The organism is Metabacillus niabensis (assembly GCF_902829255.1).
GTDB classification, from domain to species: domain Bacteria; phylum Bacillota; class Bacilli; order Bacillales; family Bacillaceae; genus Metabacillus; species Metabacillus niabensis.
On sequence record NZ_CADEPK010000004.1, the window covers coordinates 23,808 to 39,300 of the forward strand.

At 36.2% G+C, this 15,493-nt stretch carries 11 protein-coding genes and 4 tRNA genes; all 15 read left to right on the forward strand.

The annotated features are described in order from the left end of the window. The first annotated feature begins 2 nt into the window (after positions 1-2). The 15 genes from HU235_RS01010 (at position 3) to HU235_RS01080 (ending at position 15,370) form a co-directional block, all read left to right on the forward strand. Complete coding sequence (locus HU235_RS01010; RefSeq protein ID WP_174879126.1) at positions 3-1,979, forward strand: DHH family phosphoesterase; 1,977 nt, start codon at positions 3-5, stop codon at positions 1,977-1,979. After that, on the forward strand, positions 1,976-2,422 hold the full coding sequence (gene rplI / locus HU235_RS01015) for a 50S ribosomal protein L9 (RefSeq protein ID WP_095302054.1): 447 nt from the start codon (positions 1,976-1,978) through the stop codon (positions 2,420-2,422). The genes HU235_RS01010 and rplI overlap by 4 nt, the downstream gene beginning before the upstream one ends. A 156-nt stretch (positions 2,423-2,578) precedes the next feature. Continuing rightward, positions 2,579-3,940 carry a replicative DNA helicase gene (gene dnaB, locus HU235_RS01020; RefSeq protein WP_095302057.1) on the forward strand — a complete coding sequence of 454 codons (1,362 nt, stop codon included), beginning with the start codon at positions 2,579-2,581 and terminating at the stop codon, positions 3,938-3,940. 295 nt (positions 3,941-4,235) lie between these two features. After that, a complete protein-coding gene (locus tag HU235_RS01025) occupies positions 4,236-5,522 on the forward strand; it encodes an adenylosuccinate synthase (RefSeq protein ID WP_095302055.1) in 1,287 nt (428 codons plus the stop codon). 325 nt (positions 5,523-5,847) lie between these two features. Beyond that, positions 5,848-5,923, forward strand: a tRNA-Lys gene (locus HU235_RS01030). 21 nt (positions 5,924-5,944) lie between these two features. Further along, positions 5,945-6,016: transfer RNA gene (locus HU235_RS01035), tRNA-Glu, on the forward strand. A gap of 23 nt (positions 6,017-6,039) precedes the next feature. Continuing rightward, positions 6,040-6,116: transfer RNA gene (locus tag HU235_RS01040), tRNA-Asp, on the forward strand. Positions 6,117-6,377: 261 nt separating this feature from the next. Next, a tRNA-Phe gene (locus HU235_RS01045) sits at positions 6,378-6,450 on the forward strand. Positions 6,451-6,755: 305 nt separating this feature from the next. Beyond that, a complete protein-coding gene (locus tag HU235_RS01050; RefSeq protein ID WP_174879128.1) occupies positions 6,756-8,201 on the forward strand; it encodes a peptidoglycan DD-metalloendopeptidase family protein in 1,446 nt (481 codons plus the stop codon). Between the two features lie 203 nt (positions 8,202-8,404). Beyond that, complete coding sequence (gene yycF / locus HU235_RS01055) at positions 8,405-9,109, forward strand: response regulator YycF (protein ID WP_095302059.1); 705 nt, start codon at positions 8,405-8,407, stop codon at positions 9,107-9,109. Between the two features lie 4 nt (positions 9,110-9,113). Then, positions 9,114-10,952 (forward strand): cell wall metabolism sensor histidine kinase WalK, encoded by a 1,839-nt coding sequence (walK, locus tag HU235_RS01060; RefSeq protein ID WP_095302060.1) that lies wholly within the window; start codon positions 9,114-9,116, stop codon positions 10,950-10,952. Beyond that, positions 10,949-12,283 carry a YycH family regulatory protein gene (locus HU235_RS01065; protein WP_095302061.1) on the forward strand — a complete coding sequence of 445 codons (1,335 nt, stop codon included), beginning with the start codon at positions 10,949-10,951 and terminating at the stop codon, positions 12,281-12,283. The genes walK and HU235_RS01065 overlap by 4 nt, the downstream gene beginning before the upstream one ends. Continuing rightward, entirely contained in the window at positions 12,270-13,094 is an 825-nt protein-coding gene (locus HU235_RS01070; protein WP_174879130.1) for a two-component system regulatory protein YycI, read from the forward strand. Before HU235_RS01065 ends, HU235_RS01070 begins: the two co-directional genes overlap by 14 nt. Position 13,095: 1 nt before the next feature. Next, positions 13,096-13,890: an MBL fold metallo-hydrolase gene (locus tag HU235_RS01075; protein WP_145582738.1), complete on the forward strand. Its 795-nt coding sequence runs from the start codon at positions 13,096-13,098 to the stop codon at positions 13,888-13,890. A gap of 256 nt (positions 13,891-14,146) precedes the next feature. Continuing rightward, on the forward strand, positions 14,147-15,370 hold the full coding sequence (locus HU235_RS01080; RefSeq protein WP_145582737.1) for a S1C family serine protease: 1,224 nt from the start codon (positions 14,147-14,149) through the stop codon (positions 15,368-15,370). The last annotated feature ends 123 nt before the right edge of the window (positions 15,371-15,493 follow it).

Consider the following 15,493-nt stretch of genomic DNA (forward strand, 5'->3'; position numbering starts at 1 on the left):
GAATGCCGATGTTTTATGAAAAGTCACAGATTCGCTATTCTCTTATTGCAATTATAGGCATTTTAATATTAACTGTTCTATTTCTTTTTGTCCTAAATTGGATTATAGGCATACTTGTAACAGTTTGTTTATGTATTGCACTTTTCTTTCTCAGAAAGTCAGTACTTGAATATCGTAAGGAAATGGATAGCTATATAAGTACTCTTTCTTATCGTCTAAAAAAAGTCGGTGAAGAGGCATTAATGGAAATGCCAATTGGAATTATGCTAATTGATGATGATTTCAGAATTGAATGGGCTAATCCATATATAACGTCTATTATGAACGAAGATACTTTAATTGGGAGGGATCTATTAGAGATTCATGACTCATTGCTCCCGTTATTTAAACAAGATTCCGAAACTGAAGCGGTCATCACATTAGACGATCAAAAATTTAAGGTTATCATCAAGCGAGAAGAGCGGTTATTATATTTTGTTGATGTGACAGAACAAATTCAAATTGAAAAGCAATATGAGGATGAGCGAACGGCTTTAGCCTATATCTTTTTAGATAATTATGATGAAATTACTCAAGCGATGGACGATCAGACAAAAAGTGCGATAAATAGCAAAGTAACGGCCCTTCTTAATAAATGGGCAAAGGACTTTGGCGTATTTATTAAACGGGTATCATCAGAACGTTTTTTAGCGGTATTAAATGAACAAATTTTAACGAAACTTGAAAAATCAAAGTTTTCTATTCTAGATGAGGTTAGGGAAAAGACAACAATTGAAAATGTTTCATTAACCTTAAGTATCGGGATTGGTACAGGAGTATCATCTTTGCAGGAGCTTGGAGATTTAGCACAATCTGGGTTAGATTTGGCTCTTGGACGAGGTGGAGATCAAGTTGCCATTAAGCAAATAAATGGAAAAGTCCAATTTTATGGTGGCAAAACAAACCCGATGGAAAAAAGAACAAGAGTCCGAGCACGTGTCATCTCTCATGCACTTAAAGAAATTGTCACAGAAAGCGATAAAGTGATGATTATGGGGCATAAATTTCCCGATATGGATGCAATCGGCTCATCAATTGGAATATTAAAGGTAGCTCAAGCGAATGGGAAAGAGGGATTTATTGTTTTAGACGAAGAGGCCATTGATTCAGGAGTCATTCAGCTGTTGGAAGAAGTGAAACAACATTCTGAACTATGGTCTTGGTTTATAACACCCGATGAGGCTCTTGAGATAATGACAGATGAAACATTACTAATCATCCTCGATACGCATAAACCATCGTTAGTAATTGATGAAAGGCTATTATCGATAAGCGAGCATGTCATTGTTATTGACCACCATAGACGTGGAGAAGAGTTTATTAAGGACCCTATACTTGTTTATATGGAGCCGTACGCTTCCTCTACAGCTGAATTAGTTACCGAGCTGTTAGAATATCAACCAAAGCCGTTAAAGATGAATATGATTGAAGCTACAGCGCTATTAGCGGGGATTGTAGTTGATACGAAAAGCTTTACCTTACGTACTGGATCAAGAACATTTGACGCAGCCTCATACTTAAGGGGAAAAGGGGCAGATACGGTTCTTGTCCATAAGTTTATGAAAGAGGATATTGAAAATTATGTTAGAAGAGCATCTCTTATTCAAAATACAATGATCTATAAAAATGGCATTGCAATAGCAATCGCAAAGGATGATTCATATTTTGAACAAGTGACTCTTGCACAAACAGCTGATACACTTCTCACAATGAATAATGTGGTTGCATCCTTTGTCATTGCAAGAAGAAGTGAATCAAGCATTAGCATAAGTGCCCGATCATTAGGTGAAATTAATGTGCAGCTTATCATGGAGGCACTAAATGGCGGGGGACATTTAACAAACGCGGCAACACAATTGCAGGATATTACAATTGACGATGCAAGCGATATGTTAAAGAATGCTATTGATGAATATCTTGAAGGAGGAACCAAATCATGAAAGTTATATTTCTAAAAGATGTAAAAGGAAAAGGAAAAAAGGGAGAAGTAAAAAATGTTGCAGACGGATATGCACAGAACTTTCTTATTAAGCAAGGACTTGCAGTAGAGGCGACGAATGCAAATGTTAGCTCTTTAAATGCTCAAAAGAAAAAACAAGAAAAAGAAGCAATCGAAGAGCTAGAGCAAATGAAAAAACTTAAAACAGTTCTTGAAGAATTAACTGTTGAATTAAAAGCAAAATCCGGTGAAGGTGGACGTTTATTTGGTTCAATTACAAGTAAGCAAATTGCTGATGAATTGAAAAAAAGCCACAATATTAAGCTTGATAAGCGTAAAATTGAATTGCCTGATGCGATTCGCTCACTAGGATATACAAATGTACCTGTTAAACTACATCCAGAGGTTTCTGCGACAGTAAAGGTACATGTGACAGAACAGTAATAATATGGAAGCGGTTGTGGTTTTGTGGAAAGAGTAAATTTAGTCTTGAAGCTTGACCACTTTTTTTTTATTCTTAATACTTGAAGAGTTTTATATAATCATAGTTATAGGATAGTAATCTATTAGCAATAAATACACTAAAGGACGGTGATCATCATAAACGAGGTACTTGGTGATCGTATTCCACCACAAAATATTGAAGCAGAACAAGCTGTATTAGGTGCTATATTTTTACAGCCTTCCTCTTTAACGTTAGCTTCTGAGCTTTTAATTCCAGAAGATTTTTACCGAGCAGCACACCAAAGAATATATAATGCAATGCTAGAGTTATCAGACAAAGGTGAGCCTGTTGATTTAGTAACTGTCACAGCTGAATTAGCAGATGCGAATCTTTTGGAAGAGGTTGGCGGTGTTTCTTATTTAACAGACCTTGCTAACTCTGTTCCGACTGCGGCTAACATTGAATATTATGGGAAAATTGTTGAAGAGAAATCTATATTGCGTCGGTTAATACGTACAGCAACGACAATTGCACAAGATGGTTATACGCGTGAGGACGAGGTTGAGGTCCTTTTAAATGAAGCAGAGAAAACGATTATGGAGGTTGCACAACGTAAAAATGCGGGTGCCTTCCAAAATATTAAAGATGTTCTCGTACAAACATATGATAATATCGAGTTGCTACATGACCGTAAAGGAGATATTACTGGGATACCAACCGGATTTACTGAATTAGATAAGATGACAGCTGGTTTCCAACGAAATGATTTAATCATTGTAGCAGCCAGACCATCTGTTGGTAAAACAGCATTTGCCTTAAATATTGCACAAAATGTTGCAACAAAGACTGATGAAAATGTAGCAATCTTTAGTCTTGAGATGGGAGCAGACCAACTTGTAATGAGGATGTTATGTGCAGAGGGAAATATTGATGCACAAAGACTCAGAACAGGATCGTTGACCCCTGAGGATTGGGGAAAGCTTACAATGGCGATGGGAAGTCTCTCAAACTCTGGTATTTATATAGATGACACACCAGGTATCCGCGTCAGTGAAATTCGTGCTAAATGCAGACGATTGAAACAAGAGAGCGGACTTGGGATGGTTTTAATTGACTATTTACAATTAATTCAAGGTAGTGGCCGTACGGATAACCGTCAACAAGAGGTATCGGAAATTTCCCGTACGTTAAAAGAACTTGCACGTGAATTAAAGGTTCCTGTTATTGCGCTATCACAGCTATCTCGTGGTGTTGAGCAACGTCAAGATAAGCGTCCAATGATGTCTGATATTCGTGAATCTGGAAGTATTGAGCAGGATGCGGATATCGTTGCCTTTTTATACCGTGATGACTATTATGACAAGGAATCAGAGAATAAAAATATTATTGAAATTATCATAGCAAAACAACGTAATGGCCCAGTTGGTACTGTTTCTTTAGCCTTTGTTAAAGAATACAATAAGTTCGTAAACCTGGAACGGCGTTTTGATGATGCTGGAGTCCCAGCAGGAGCGTAAAGGAGACCGAAAAAGGTCTTCTTTTTTTTGGAATTGAATAGGCAAGCAAGCTAAATAGAGCCTTGCTTTTAATATACGTTCTGTATATCAATGACAGACTAGTATATCGAATCTTGGTCATACTAATGACGAAGAAGAAGAGAAAAAAGGAATAAATGCTGTTATAAGGAAAAATCTCAAATTACGAACAAATTCAACAGCTTATTTTAAAATGTTCGTATTTTCATTGACTTTCGCAAAGCTCATTGATAAAATAAACATGTTTGAATAGTGCGAAATTACGGAGGTGCACGGAATGTCTTCAGTAGTAGTAGTAGGTACACAATGGGGAGATGAAGGGAAAGGGAAAATTACCGACTTCCTTTCAGAAAATGCAGAAGTAATAGCTCGTTATCAAGGTGGAAATAATGCAGGTCATACAATTAAATTTGGTGGAGAAACGTATAAGCTTCACTTAATTCCATCTGGTATTTTTTATAAAGATAAAATTAGTGTCATCGGTAATGGTATGGTTGTTGATCCGAAAGCTCTTGTAGCTGAATTAGCTTATTTACATGAGCGTGGAATTACAACAGATAATTTACGAATTAGCAATCGCGCACATGTTATTTTACCTTATCACCTAAAGTTGGATGAGGTAGAAGAAGAACGAAAAGGTGCAAATAAAATCGGGACGACGAAAAAGGGAATTGGCCCAGCATATATGGACAAAGCAGCACGTGTCGGAATCAGAATTTCCGATTTACTTGAACGTGATGTATTTGAGGAGAAATTGACTCGTGCATTAGAAGAGAAAAACCGTCTTTTAGAAAAGTTTTATGAAGTAGAAGGATTTACTGTAGAAGAAATTTTAGATGAATATTATGAATATGGACAACAATTTAAGCAATATGTAGTTGATACATCAGTTGTGCTTAATGATGCGTTAGATGAAGGACGTCGCGTATTATTCGAAGGAGCACAGGGCGTTATGCTAGATATTGACCAAGGTACATATCCATTTGTTACATCTTCTAATCCTGTAGCAGGAGGAGTAACAATTGGTTCTGGAGTTGGACCGACAAAAATCAACCATGTTGTAGGTGTATCAAAGGCATATACAACACGTGTTGGCGATGGCCCATTCCCAACAGAATTAACGGATGAAATTGGTGACCAAATCCGTGAAGTAGGTCGTGAATATGGAACAACTACAGGCCGTCCACGTCGTGTCGGTTGGTTTGATAGTGTCGTTGTTCGCCATGCTAGAAGAGTAAGTGGCTTAACAGACCTTTCATTAAACTCAGTAGATGTCTTAACTGGTATCGAAACATTAAAAATTTGTGTAGCATATAAGCATAAGGGTGAAATTATTAATGAATATCCTGCAAGCTTAAAAGTACTTTCAGAATGTGAACCAGTCTATGAAGAGCTACCAGGCTGGACAGAGGATATTACAAACGTTAAAAGCTTAAATGAACTTCCAGAAAACGCTAGACACTATGTTGAACGTATTTCACAATTAACAGGAATTCCTTTATCAATCTTCTCTGTAGGACCAGACAGAACGCAAACAAATGTCATCCGCAGTGTATATAGTTAATTAACAGAGTGAGCTAAAGAGGTTGTCACAAGATTTTTCCTAATATCTAGGGCAGCCTCTTTTTCTATTAAAAAAAATTCAAAAAAGATATTGTTATTTTATGAATACCTATGTTATTATAGAAAACGTCCTGTTAAAACAACAGAAAAGAAGTTACTACTCATTTTTTAAAATGAGCCATTAGCTCAGTTGGTAGAGCACGAACGAGTAAGCTGCGAAGCATAACATCAGCGCACAAATTGAACCGCTCCTTGAATAAGCCTACTGAAATTTGGGCGTCGGAGACAAGTGGTAAATTAAATAATACTACTCATTTTTTAAAAATGAGCCATTAGCTCAGTTGGTAGAGCATCTGACTTTTAATCAGAGGGTCGAAGGTTCGAGTCCTTCATGGCTCACCATTTTCATTAACATGTTACAATGGCCCGTTGGTCAAGCGGTTAAGACACCGCCCTTTCACGGCGGTAACACGGGTTCGAATCCCGTACGGGTCACTTTAAAATAAATTAGTAGGTCTGGTCCGGTAGTTCAGTTGGTTAGAATGCCTGCCTGTCACGCAGGAGGTCGCGGGTTCGAGTCCCGTCCGGACCGCCATTAATACATACTATAATTCATTTTAAAGTGCATATAAACGACTAAATCAAAGGTCTGGCTCAGTAGCTCAGTTGGTAGGGCACGCCCGAATAGGCTACGAAGCGTTACATGAGCCACACATCGAGCAGCATCTTGAATCGTCCTTCTGAGATGTGGGCGATGGACTAGTTGTCAAAGAGAGAGTACATTCAAAGTAAGTAATAAATAATTAGTACGTGAGAAGTAAAACGAACTTTAGAAATAAACTACATTTTATAATATGGCTCGGTAGCTCAGTTGGTAGAGCAATGGACTGAAAATCCATGTGTCGGCGGTTCGATTCCGTCCCGAGCCACTCTAAAAGCATGATCGATTAGGTCGTGCTTTTTATTTTTTGCCGCGTTTTTTGATAGCAGCCCCTTAAACTTCAGACAATCCTTTCAAAGATTACGATGTTAACAATTAATAACAAATAAATCTAAAATATGTTAGATATAATACAATCCCATTACAAATAGGCAGATTATCGGGTAACGGTTTCGGTTCTATGGTAAATTAGTAGAGTTAAAGAAAATAAGATATTTGTCGATTTATGAACTAACTCTCAAATGTAAGAAACTTAAATAAGTGTCTTGTATGAAAGAGTAGGAGGAAATACAATTGTTTATACAATCTCGAGGTGATAAAGGAGATGTATTACCCAGGAAGAAGTATTTAAAACCAATTATAGTAGGAGCTGCATTAGCAGTAGCTTTTACAATTGGAGCGGGTAATGTATCTGCAGAATCTTCTTTATCAACCGTTTATCACATCTATGTAAATGAAGAATATATCGGTACTGTTAATAATAAAGAACAAATAGAAAAGCTTAAGAATGAGAAATTACAGGAAAGTAAAAGGGAGTATTCTAACCTGAATTTAACCCTTGAGAATATAGAAGTTATTCCTGAACAAATGTTTCGACCGGTTTTTAATAACGAAAGCACATTAGAAAAGCTTGATAAAGAGTTAGATGTAGTTGTTGAATCGACAGAATTAATCATTAATAATCAAGTCATAGCAAACTTTAATAGCCGCTCAGATGCAGAAGCTGTGTTAAATGCCTATAAGCGATCATTTGTATCCAATAGTGTATTAGAGGAACTTAAAATAAGAGAGCAAGCAAATATACAACCTAGTTCACTACAGGAAGGAAAGTCTCGAACATTAAATGTTATGTTTTCAGAAGATGTATCACTCGATGTAAAAAAGGTTTCACCTGATAAAATCCTAACTGTTGAACAAGGCATTAATTTATTAAAAACAGGAATCCCGAAAACAAAGATATATAAAGTACAGGAAGATGACGTATTAGGTAGTATCGCAAGTGATCATCAAATAACGTTAGAGCAATTGTTAACGTTAAATCCTGGATTAAATAAAGATTCAGTAATCAAGCCGGGAGATACTCTTAATGTCACAGTGTTAACACCAATTGTTCATGTGACGGAGAAAATTGAAGCTTTGCAGAAGGAAACAATATCTTTTGAAACAGAAGTGGTAGAAGACGCTACAATGCCGAAGGGTGAACAGAAAATCACTCAGGTTGGCCAAAATGGTGAGAAGCTAGTAAACTACTTAATCTATAAAGAAAATGGTACTGAAGTTAAACGAGAGATCACAAGCGAACAATCTGTTAAAGAGCCTGTAAAAGAAATTATCGTTAAGGGTACAAAGGTTATACCATCAAGAGGTACAGGAACGCTAAAATGGCCTGCAAATGGAGGTTATGTTTCTAGCGGATTAGGACAGAGATGGGGAAAGCTCCATAAAGGTATTGATATTGCAAGACCTAGCGATTTGACAATTAAGGCTGCAGACAACGGTAAGGTCGTATCGGCGGGGTATAGCGGTGGTTATGGAAATAAGGTTGTCATTGACCATAATAATGGATTGCAAACAGTCTATGCACATTTAGATTCAATTGCAGTATCTGCTGGTCAGGTTGTTTCCCAAGGTCAAAAATTAGGTGTCATGGGGAATACAGGGAATTCAACTGGAACTCATCTTCACTTTGAAGTTTATGAAAATGGTGCATTGAAAAACCCGATGGACTATTTAAATTAAGATTAGAGGTCTGACATTTTGTAGGAGTCAGACCTCTTTGCTATTATGAAATACTTAGCAGAGTAGATTTATACTAAAAGCATCCAATTTTAACAATCACTTTTTTGATAGATAACCGTTAATATTTGTAAAAGAGATGAATATCAATTGTGAAAATGGTACATTAAACATATAGAACAGTCGGAGATAAAGGGGCGAAAACAATGGATAAGAAAATTTTAGTTGTTGATGATGAAAAGCCAATCGCAGATATTTTAGAGTTTAATCTAAAGAAAGAAGGATATAACGTTTATTGCGCATATGATGGAAATCAAGCATTGGAAATGGTTGAGGAGATTAAGCCTGATCTTCTTTTATTAGATATTATGCTACCGAACCGTGATGGAATGGAGGTATGTCGTGAAATAAGGAAAAAATACGATATGCCAATCATTATGTTAACTGCAAAGGATTCAGAAATTGATAAGGTGTTAGGTCTTGAATTAGGTGCAGATGATTATGTTACAAAGCCATTTAGCACACGAGAGTTGCTTGCACGAGTAAAAGCTAATTTAAGAAGACAGCAAGCGAATGATAGTAATGAAACGAAAGCTTCAACTAATGAAATCAGTATTGGTTCACTTGTGATTCACCCTGATGCATATGTTGTATCAAAACGGGGTGAAACGATTGAATTAACTCATCGCGAATTTGAACTATTGCATTACTTAGCACAACATATCGGACAAGTTATGACAAGGGAACATCTTTTACAGACAGTGTGGGGATATGATTATTTCGGTGATGTTCGTACGGTTGATGTTACAGTGAGACGTCTACGAGAGAAAATAGAGGATAACCCTAGTCACCCAACATGGATTGTAACAAGACGTGGGGTTGGTTATTACTTACGTAACTCTGAGGAGTAGAGATATGAAGAAGGTTGGTTTTTTCCACTCGATTCATTTTAAGTTTGTGTTAGTTTACGTCTTACTTATTATGATCGCCATGCAAATAATAGGAGTTTATTTTATTAGGGAATTGGAAAGCTCGTTAAAAACTAATTTTATTGATTCGATGTCAAAGCGAGTTAGCTTACTAGTTTATAATATTGGGCAGGAAATGAGCACTAAAGAATATGAAGATGAGGGAGTCTCGGGTACTGAAATTGATTCGATTATAAATGACTTTGCTGAGACAGGTGAAGTAAATGAAGTCCGAGTTATCGATGAGACACAAACTGTGATCGCAACTTCAAAGGCTGATAAAGATATTGTTGATAAGAAGACGAAAGAGGCGTTAGTACAGAGAGCGCTTGTTTTCGGAAATCCGTTAATAGGCGATAAGCTTAGACTGGATAATGATAATCAGCGAGTCATTGAAATGGCATTTCCAATCAATTCGGAGAGCACGAATAGTGAATCTAATGGTGGTGCCGTATATATTGTTGCATCTATGGAAGAAGTTTATTCTCAGATGAAGATTATTAATAAAATCTTTGCGACTGGAACTGGCCTTTCCTTGTTTATTACTGCTGCATTAGGAATATTTTTAGCTAGAACGATAACTAGACCGATGACTGATATGAGAAAACAGGCAATTGAGTTAGCAAATGGGAATTATTCCCGCAAAGTTAAGGTGTATGGAGAAGATGAAATTGGACAGCTTGCGTATACGTTTAATTATTTAACTGAGAAGCTGGAGGATGCACAGGCTACAACCGAGGGTGAAAGGAAAAAACTTGCATCTGTTATTGCACATATGACAGATGGGGTTATTGCGACAAATCGCACTGGGAAGGTTATTTTAATCAATAATCCTGCACTTGAAATGCTAAATGTTTCACGTGGAACGATCAAAGATATCCATATTACGGAATTATTAGGTTTAGAGGATCATAATGGTTTTGAAAGCATGCTTGATGAGCAAGAATCACTTATTATAGAAACAGATACTAAGGAGCGCTCTTACATTCTCCGAGCGAGCTTTTCCGCCATACAGAAGGAATCGGGAGCAATTGATGGGGTAATTGTTGTTTTATATGACATAACCGAGCAGGAAAAAATTGAGCAGGAGAGAAGGGAATTTGTTGCGAATGTTTCCCATGAGTTACGTACACCTCTGACAACAATGCGAAGTTATTTAGAGGCGTTAGCTGATGGAGCATGGAAAGATGAGGAAATTGCTCCACAATTTTTAAGTGTAACTCAAACTGAAACAGAACGAATGATTCGTCTCGTTAATGATCTTTTACAGCTATCTAAGCTTGATCGGACAGACTATCGTTTAAATAAAGATTTGGTAAATTTCAGTGACTTTTTCAATAAAATAATTGATCGATTTGAAATGACAAAGGCACAGCATGTAGACTTTGTAAGGAAAATTCCTAATGAGGCTTTGTTTGTTGATATTGATACAGATAAGATTACTCAAGTTCTCGATAATATTATTTCGAATGCATTAAAGTATTCTCCAGAAGGAGGACAAATTACGTTCTCAATAGATGTACTACCAACAGAGCTACAAATCTATATTAGAGATCAAGGTGTTGGAATACCAAAAGGTAGTGAAAATAAGATTTTTGACCGGTTTTATCGGGTGGATAAAGCAAGATCTCGTAAATTAGGTGGTACAGGTTTAGGATTAGCGATTGCGAAGGAAATGGTCTATGCTCACGGAGGAGATATTTGGGCGAAAAGTAAGGAAGGGCATGGAACAACAGTTTACTTTACTTTACCGTATAACCCGGAACAAGAGGATGAGTGGGAATGAAAAAGGAATCAGTAAAAAGTGCCATCTTGACCGCGTTAATTATCATCAGTTTGCTACTAACCTGGAATATGTGGACATATCAACCTACATTATTTGATGCTAAGAAGGAAACTGATGTATATGAAGTTATGCCGATAACCAATACAATAAAAAAATATTATGAAGTTATAAAACCACAACAATTATTTATTCATGATGGTGAAAATCACTTTAGCACAATGGATGCTAGCCATTCAAATGATTTGTGGATGAAAATGCAGAGTTGGGAGTATAGTGATTTAGAAAGTGGAGTTGAAACCTTTTCTAGTGGTGAAAATTTGAAGGAAATTCAAAAGAATAGTATCGAGTTAAGATTTTTAAATGAAATACCAATGAAGACATTCCAGACGATGTTAGAATGGGATGCAGATACCGAGAATGTTCAGTTTGACAGAATTTATTTAAAAGCCGGTGAAACCGGTGGTATTCAAAGTGTCTATTTTGTTTCATATGATAAAATGAGGTATGTTGAATCATCTGTAAACAACAATAGTGAGGCTACTCAGAAAGTGAAGCAACTTTTTAATGATAGAAATAATTTAGAAAAATATTATTCCTTCAATATAAGTGAAGGAAAGGAAATCTTTTTACCCGTTAATGAACCCAAAATGGTGAAGCATCAATATAAAGTAGAAGAGATAGCAGGTTCAAGGTTTAGAGACGCTTTGTTCAGCAATAGTTCTGTTATTAAACAGGACTCGATTACTAGTAAAAATAGTTATACGGACGCTATTAGTTTGTTGGATATATATCCAGAACAGCATAGAGTTTATTATGTAAATCCAGCTGTTGATGATTCAGTTCCTCTTGAAGCCAGCACATTAGTTGATCAAAGTATTAAATTTTTAAATCAACATGGCGGTTGGACAGATGAATATATGTTATTTGATATAGATGATAAGGAAAATAAAATATCGTATATTATGCAGATTCATTCAATCCCTGTAATACCTTTTGATGAGTATCCTCAAACGATGATCATTCAAAAATGGGGTCAAAATGAAGCTGCTTCATATGAAAGACCTTCATACCGGATCGATTTTGAAATTAATAGTAATAATGAAATTATGTTAATGTCAGGAAAAAAAGTAGAAGAGCTCTTAAAAGCTAATAATGATATAGACAAAGAAGATATAAGTAATATCTATATTGCCTATCAACTAGAAAATGTAGAAAACCAAGGTATTGTAAACGTTACTCCAGTATGGTGTATTGAAATGAACAATGGTAAATTAAAGACATTTAAAGACGAAATCGTACAATCTGGAGGAAATGCAAATGGAATGGAGTAAAACGAAAACCATTTTTATTTTAGCTTTTCTCATATTAGATCTCTATTTAGCCTACTCCTTTTATGAAATGCGGAGCGACTCTATTGTAGAGCCAATGGTTGAAACAACGACAGAAGAGGATTTGCAACTAGCCGGAATTACTTATTCAAAGCTTCCAGAATCTCAGGAAAAGGGGTTTTATATTACGGCTAAAAGTAAGGAGTTTACAGCCGAAGAAATAGCTAAGCTTAAGGATCAAAGCCAAAGAAGCACAATAGGTGAAAGCTCCATTACAACACTATATATGGATTTAGACAAACCATTTCCATTACCTGATGTTAATGCTGAGGTCAAGGCGGATCAATTTGTGAAAAATAATGTATTGTACGGTGAGTTATATCATTACTGGTATTCAGATGAAAAATCAAATACAATGATTTATATTCAGGAATATAAGGACAACAAAATATTTCAAGAGCTAGATGAACATATTGCAATGGTCATATTAAATTTGAATGAAAAAAATGAGATCGTTTCGTATAATCAATCTATGCTAGAGGATATAAAAGAAGTACAAGAGAAGGAAGTTACTGTATCACCACTAGAAGCTATTGGTGTCCTTTATACAAAAAATCTATTGCAGATGAATAGCAAAATTGTTGAAGTAGATTATGGATATTACACAAATATTCCTTTATCAAATCAGCAAATTTTAGCTCCAACTTGGCATCTTATTGTAGAAACGGACCAAGGTGAGAGAAAAGACTATTATGTGAACGCGTTAGCGGGAGAAGTATTACAATCAGCAGAAAAATCGATTAGGAGTGAATAATATGGGCTTGCAATTTAGTGTACTTGCAAGCGGGAGTACGGGGAATGCTATTTTTGTAGAAACAGAAAATCAATCCTTTTTAGTTGATGCAGGATTGAGTGGTAAGCAAATGCAACAATTATTTGAGCAAATTGGAAAAGATATTAGTAAACTATCAGGAATTCTAGTTACACATGAGCATAGTGATCATATTAAAGGATTAGGAGTACTTGCTAGGAAATATAAGCTACCAATTTACGCAAATGAAAAAACATGGAATGCGATGGATGGGTTAATTGGAAAAATTGAAACAGGGCAAAAATTCATTTTTCAGACAGGCTCAGTTAAAACATTTGGATCATTGGATATTGAATCATTTGGAGTTTCACATGATGCAGCAGAACCGATGTTTTTTGTCTTTCATCATCAAGGGAAAAAACTAGCATTAATTACTGATACAGGTTATGTTAGCGATAGGATGAAGGGCACCATTCATAATGCAGATGCGTTTGTTTTTGAAAGTAATCATGACGTTTCAATGCTCCAAATGGGTCACTATCCTTGGAGCATAAAGCGACGCATATTAAGCGATGTAGGTCACGTCTCAAATGAGGATGCAGCAATTGCCATGTCTGATTGTATTGGCGATGCGACAAAACGAATCTATTTAGCTCACTTAAGTAAGGATAATAATATGAAAGATTTAGCTCGAATGTCCGTCCAACAAACCTTAGCAAGTAAGGGCTTTATAACTGGTGAGCAATTTGAGCTATACGATACAGATCCAACAACCCCGACACCACTTGTAGCAATTTAACAACGAGAAAAATATACTGTAGGGAAAACTCATGAAATGCTAGGTAATGAGTGTCATTTCATGAGGAACCTTAAGTACTCCATTTATCATTTCATCCCTAATACATATTAGATTTTCTATGGAATTTTATCATTTTCATTACATATAATCCATTTATTCACCTATCATAGAGGCATTGTTTTGGTTAATTTTTTGCGATCAAGTGAATAATGGTGATTAGGACTATTCATAACTAGAGCAAAAGGAAGTGACTGTTATGGGCTATTATGATCAGGATTATGAAGAGTATCAACCTAAAAAACAAAAGGGAAATCGCGGGGGATGGTTTTTAGCAGGATTAGTTGGTGCAATACTTGGAGGATTGCTCGTCATTGTTGCCATTCCCACTTTATCAAATTTAGATTTTCTTCCCTATAAAATGGATATAACAGGTGAAGACGAACAGGAAGATACGGGTGAAACGACAACAGGTCCTGTTAAAAATGTCTCAGTTGAGGTAAATTCCGCAATTACTGGTATTGTTGACGAGGTATCAGATGCAGTTGTAGGTGTCGTAAATCTACAAGAAGCGGGCTTCTGGAACGAGACAGGTGAGGCTGGAACCGGATCAGGTGTCATTTATAAAAAGGAAGGTAAAAATGCCTTTATTGTAACGAACCACCATGTTATTGCAGGCGCCTCAGAAATTGAAATTAGCTTAAGTGATGGAACTAGAATTCCTGCTGAATTATTAGGTAGTGATGAGTTAACAGACTTAGCAGTATTACGTGTTAGCAGTGAACAGATAACGAAGGTTGCTGAGTTTGGTAATTCAGATAAAGTAAAACCAGGTGAGCCTGTCATTGCAATAGGAAATCCATTAGGGTTACAATTTTCAGGATCTGTAACACAAGGTATTATTTCAGGAACAGAGAGAGCAATACCAATTGATGAAAACGGTGATGGCCAAGTAGATTGGAATGCAGAGGTTTTACAAACAGATGCTGCAATAAACCCTGGTAACAGTGGAGGGGCGTTGATTAATATGGATGGCCAAGTAATTGGGATCAATTCAATGAAAATCGCTGAAGCTGCTGTTGAAGGGATTGGCTTATCTATTCCGTCTAATCACGCAATACCGATTATTAGTGATTTAGAGAAGTACAGTGAAGTAAGACGTCCTTATATGGGAATTGGGATGAGATCATTAAATGAAGTTTCTAGTTACCATGTGGAACAAACATTAAAGCTTCCGAAAGAGGTAGAAGCAGGAATCGTCGTTATGAGTGTTGATCCAATTTCCCCAGCAGGTCAAGCTGGCTTGCAGGAGCTTGATGTGATTACAGAATTTGCTGGTAAAGAAATTAAAGATATTATTGAGTTAAGAAAAGTATTATATGAGCAAAAAATTGGTGATACAGTCAAATTTACCTTTTATCGGGAAGGTAAGAAGATGACAGGAGAAATGAAATTAGGAGAGCAACATTCGATTGGAGGCTAAAGGTTAGCCTCTTTTTTTTTTGCGTTTAGTAAATTACGAAATTTAATAAATGTAGAAAAGCGCTTGTCATCGGCCTCAAGCTTTCTTTGTGGATAAATGAAAAGAAATATATGGTTTGTGGAT

Excerpts from the sequence above, each read along its gene's own strand:
- HU235_RS01010 (WP_174879126.1), top strand. The coding sequence starts at position 3 with ATGCCGATGTTTTATGAAAAGTCACAGATTCGCTATTCTCTTATTGCA.
- rplI (WP_095302054.1), top strand. The coding sequence starts at position 1,976 with ATGAAAGTTATATTTCTAAAAGATGTAAAAGGAAAAGGAAAAAAGGGA.
- HU235_RS01025 (WP_095302055.1), top strand. The coding sequence starts at position 4,236 with ATGTCTTCAGTAGTAGTAGTAGGTACACAATGGGGAGATGAAGGGAAA.
- yycF (WP_095302059.1), top strand. The coding sequence starts at position 8,405 with ATGGATAAGAAAATTTTAGTTGTTGATGATGAAAAGCCAATCGCAGAT.
- walK (WP_095302060.1), top strand. The coding sequence starts at position 9,114 with ATGAAGAAGGTTGGTTTTTTCCACTCGATTCATTTTAAGTTTGTGTTA.
- HU235_RS01065 (WP_095302061.1), top strand. The coding sequence starts at position 10,949 with ATGAAAAAGGAATCAGTAAAAAGTGCCATCTTGACCGCGTTAATTATC.
- HU235_RS01070 (WP_174879130.1), top strand. The coding sequence starts at position 12,270 with ATGGAATGGAGTAAAACGAAAACCATTTTTATTTTAGCTTTTCTCATA.
- HU235_RS01075 (WP_145582738.1), top strand. The coding sequence starts at position 13,096 with ATGGGCTTGCAATTTAGTGTACTTGCAAGCGGGAGTACGGGGAATGCT.
- HU235_RS01080 (WP_145582737.1), top strand. The coding sequence starts at position 14,147 with ATGGGCTATTATGATCAGGATTATGAAGAGTATCAACCTAAAAAACAA.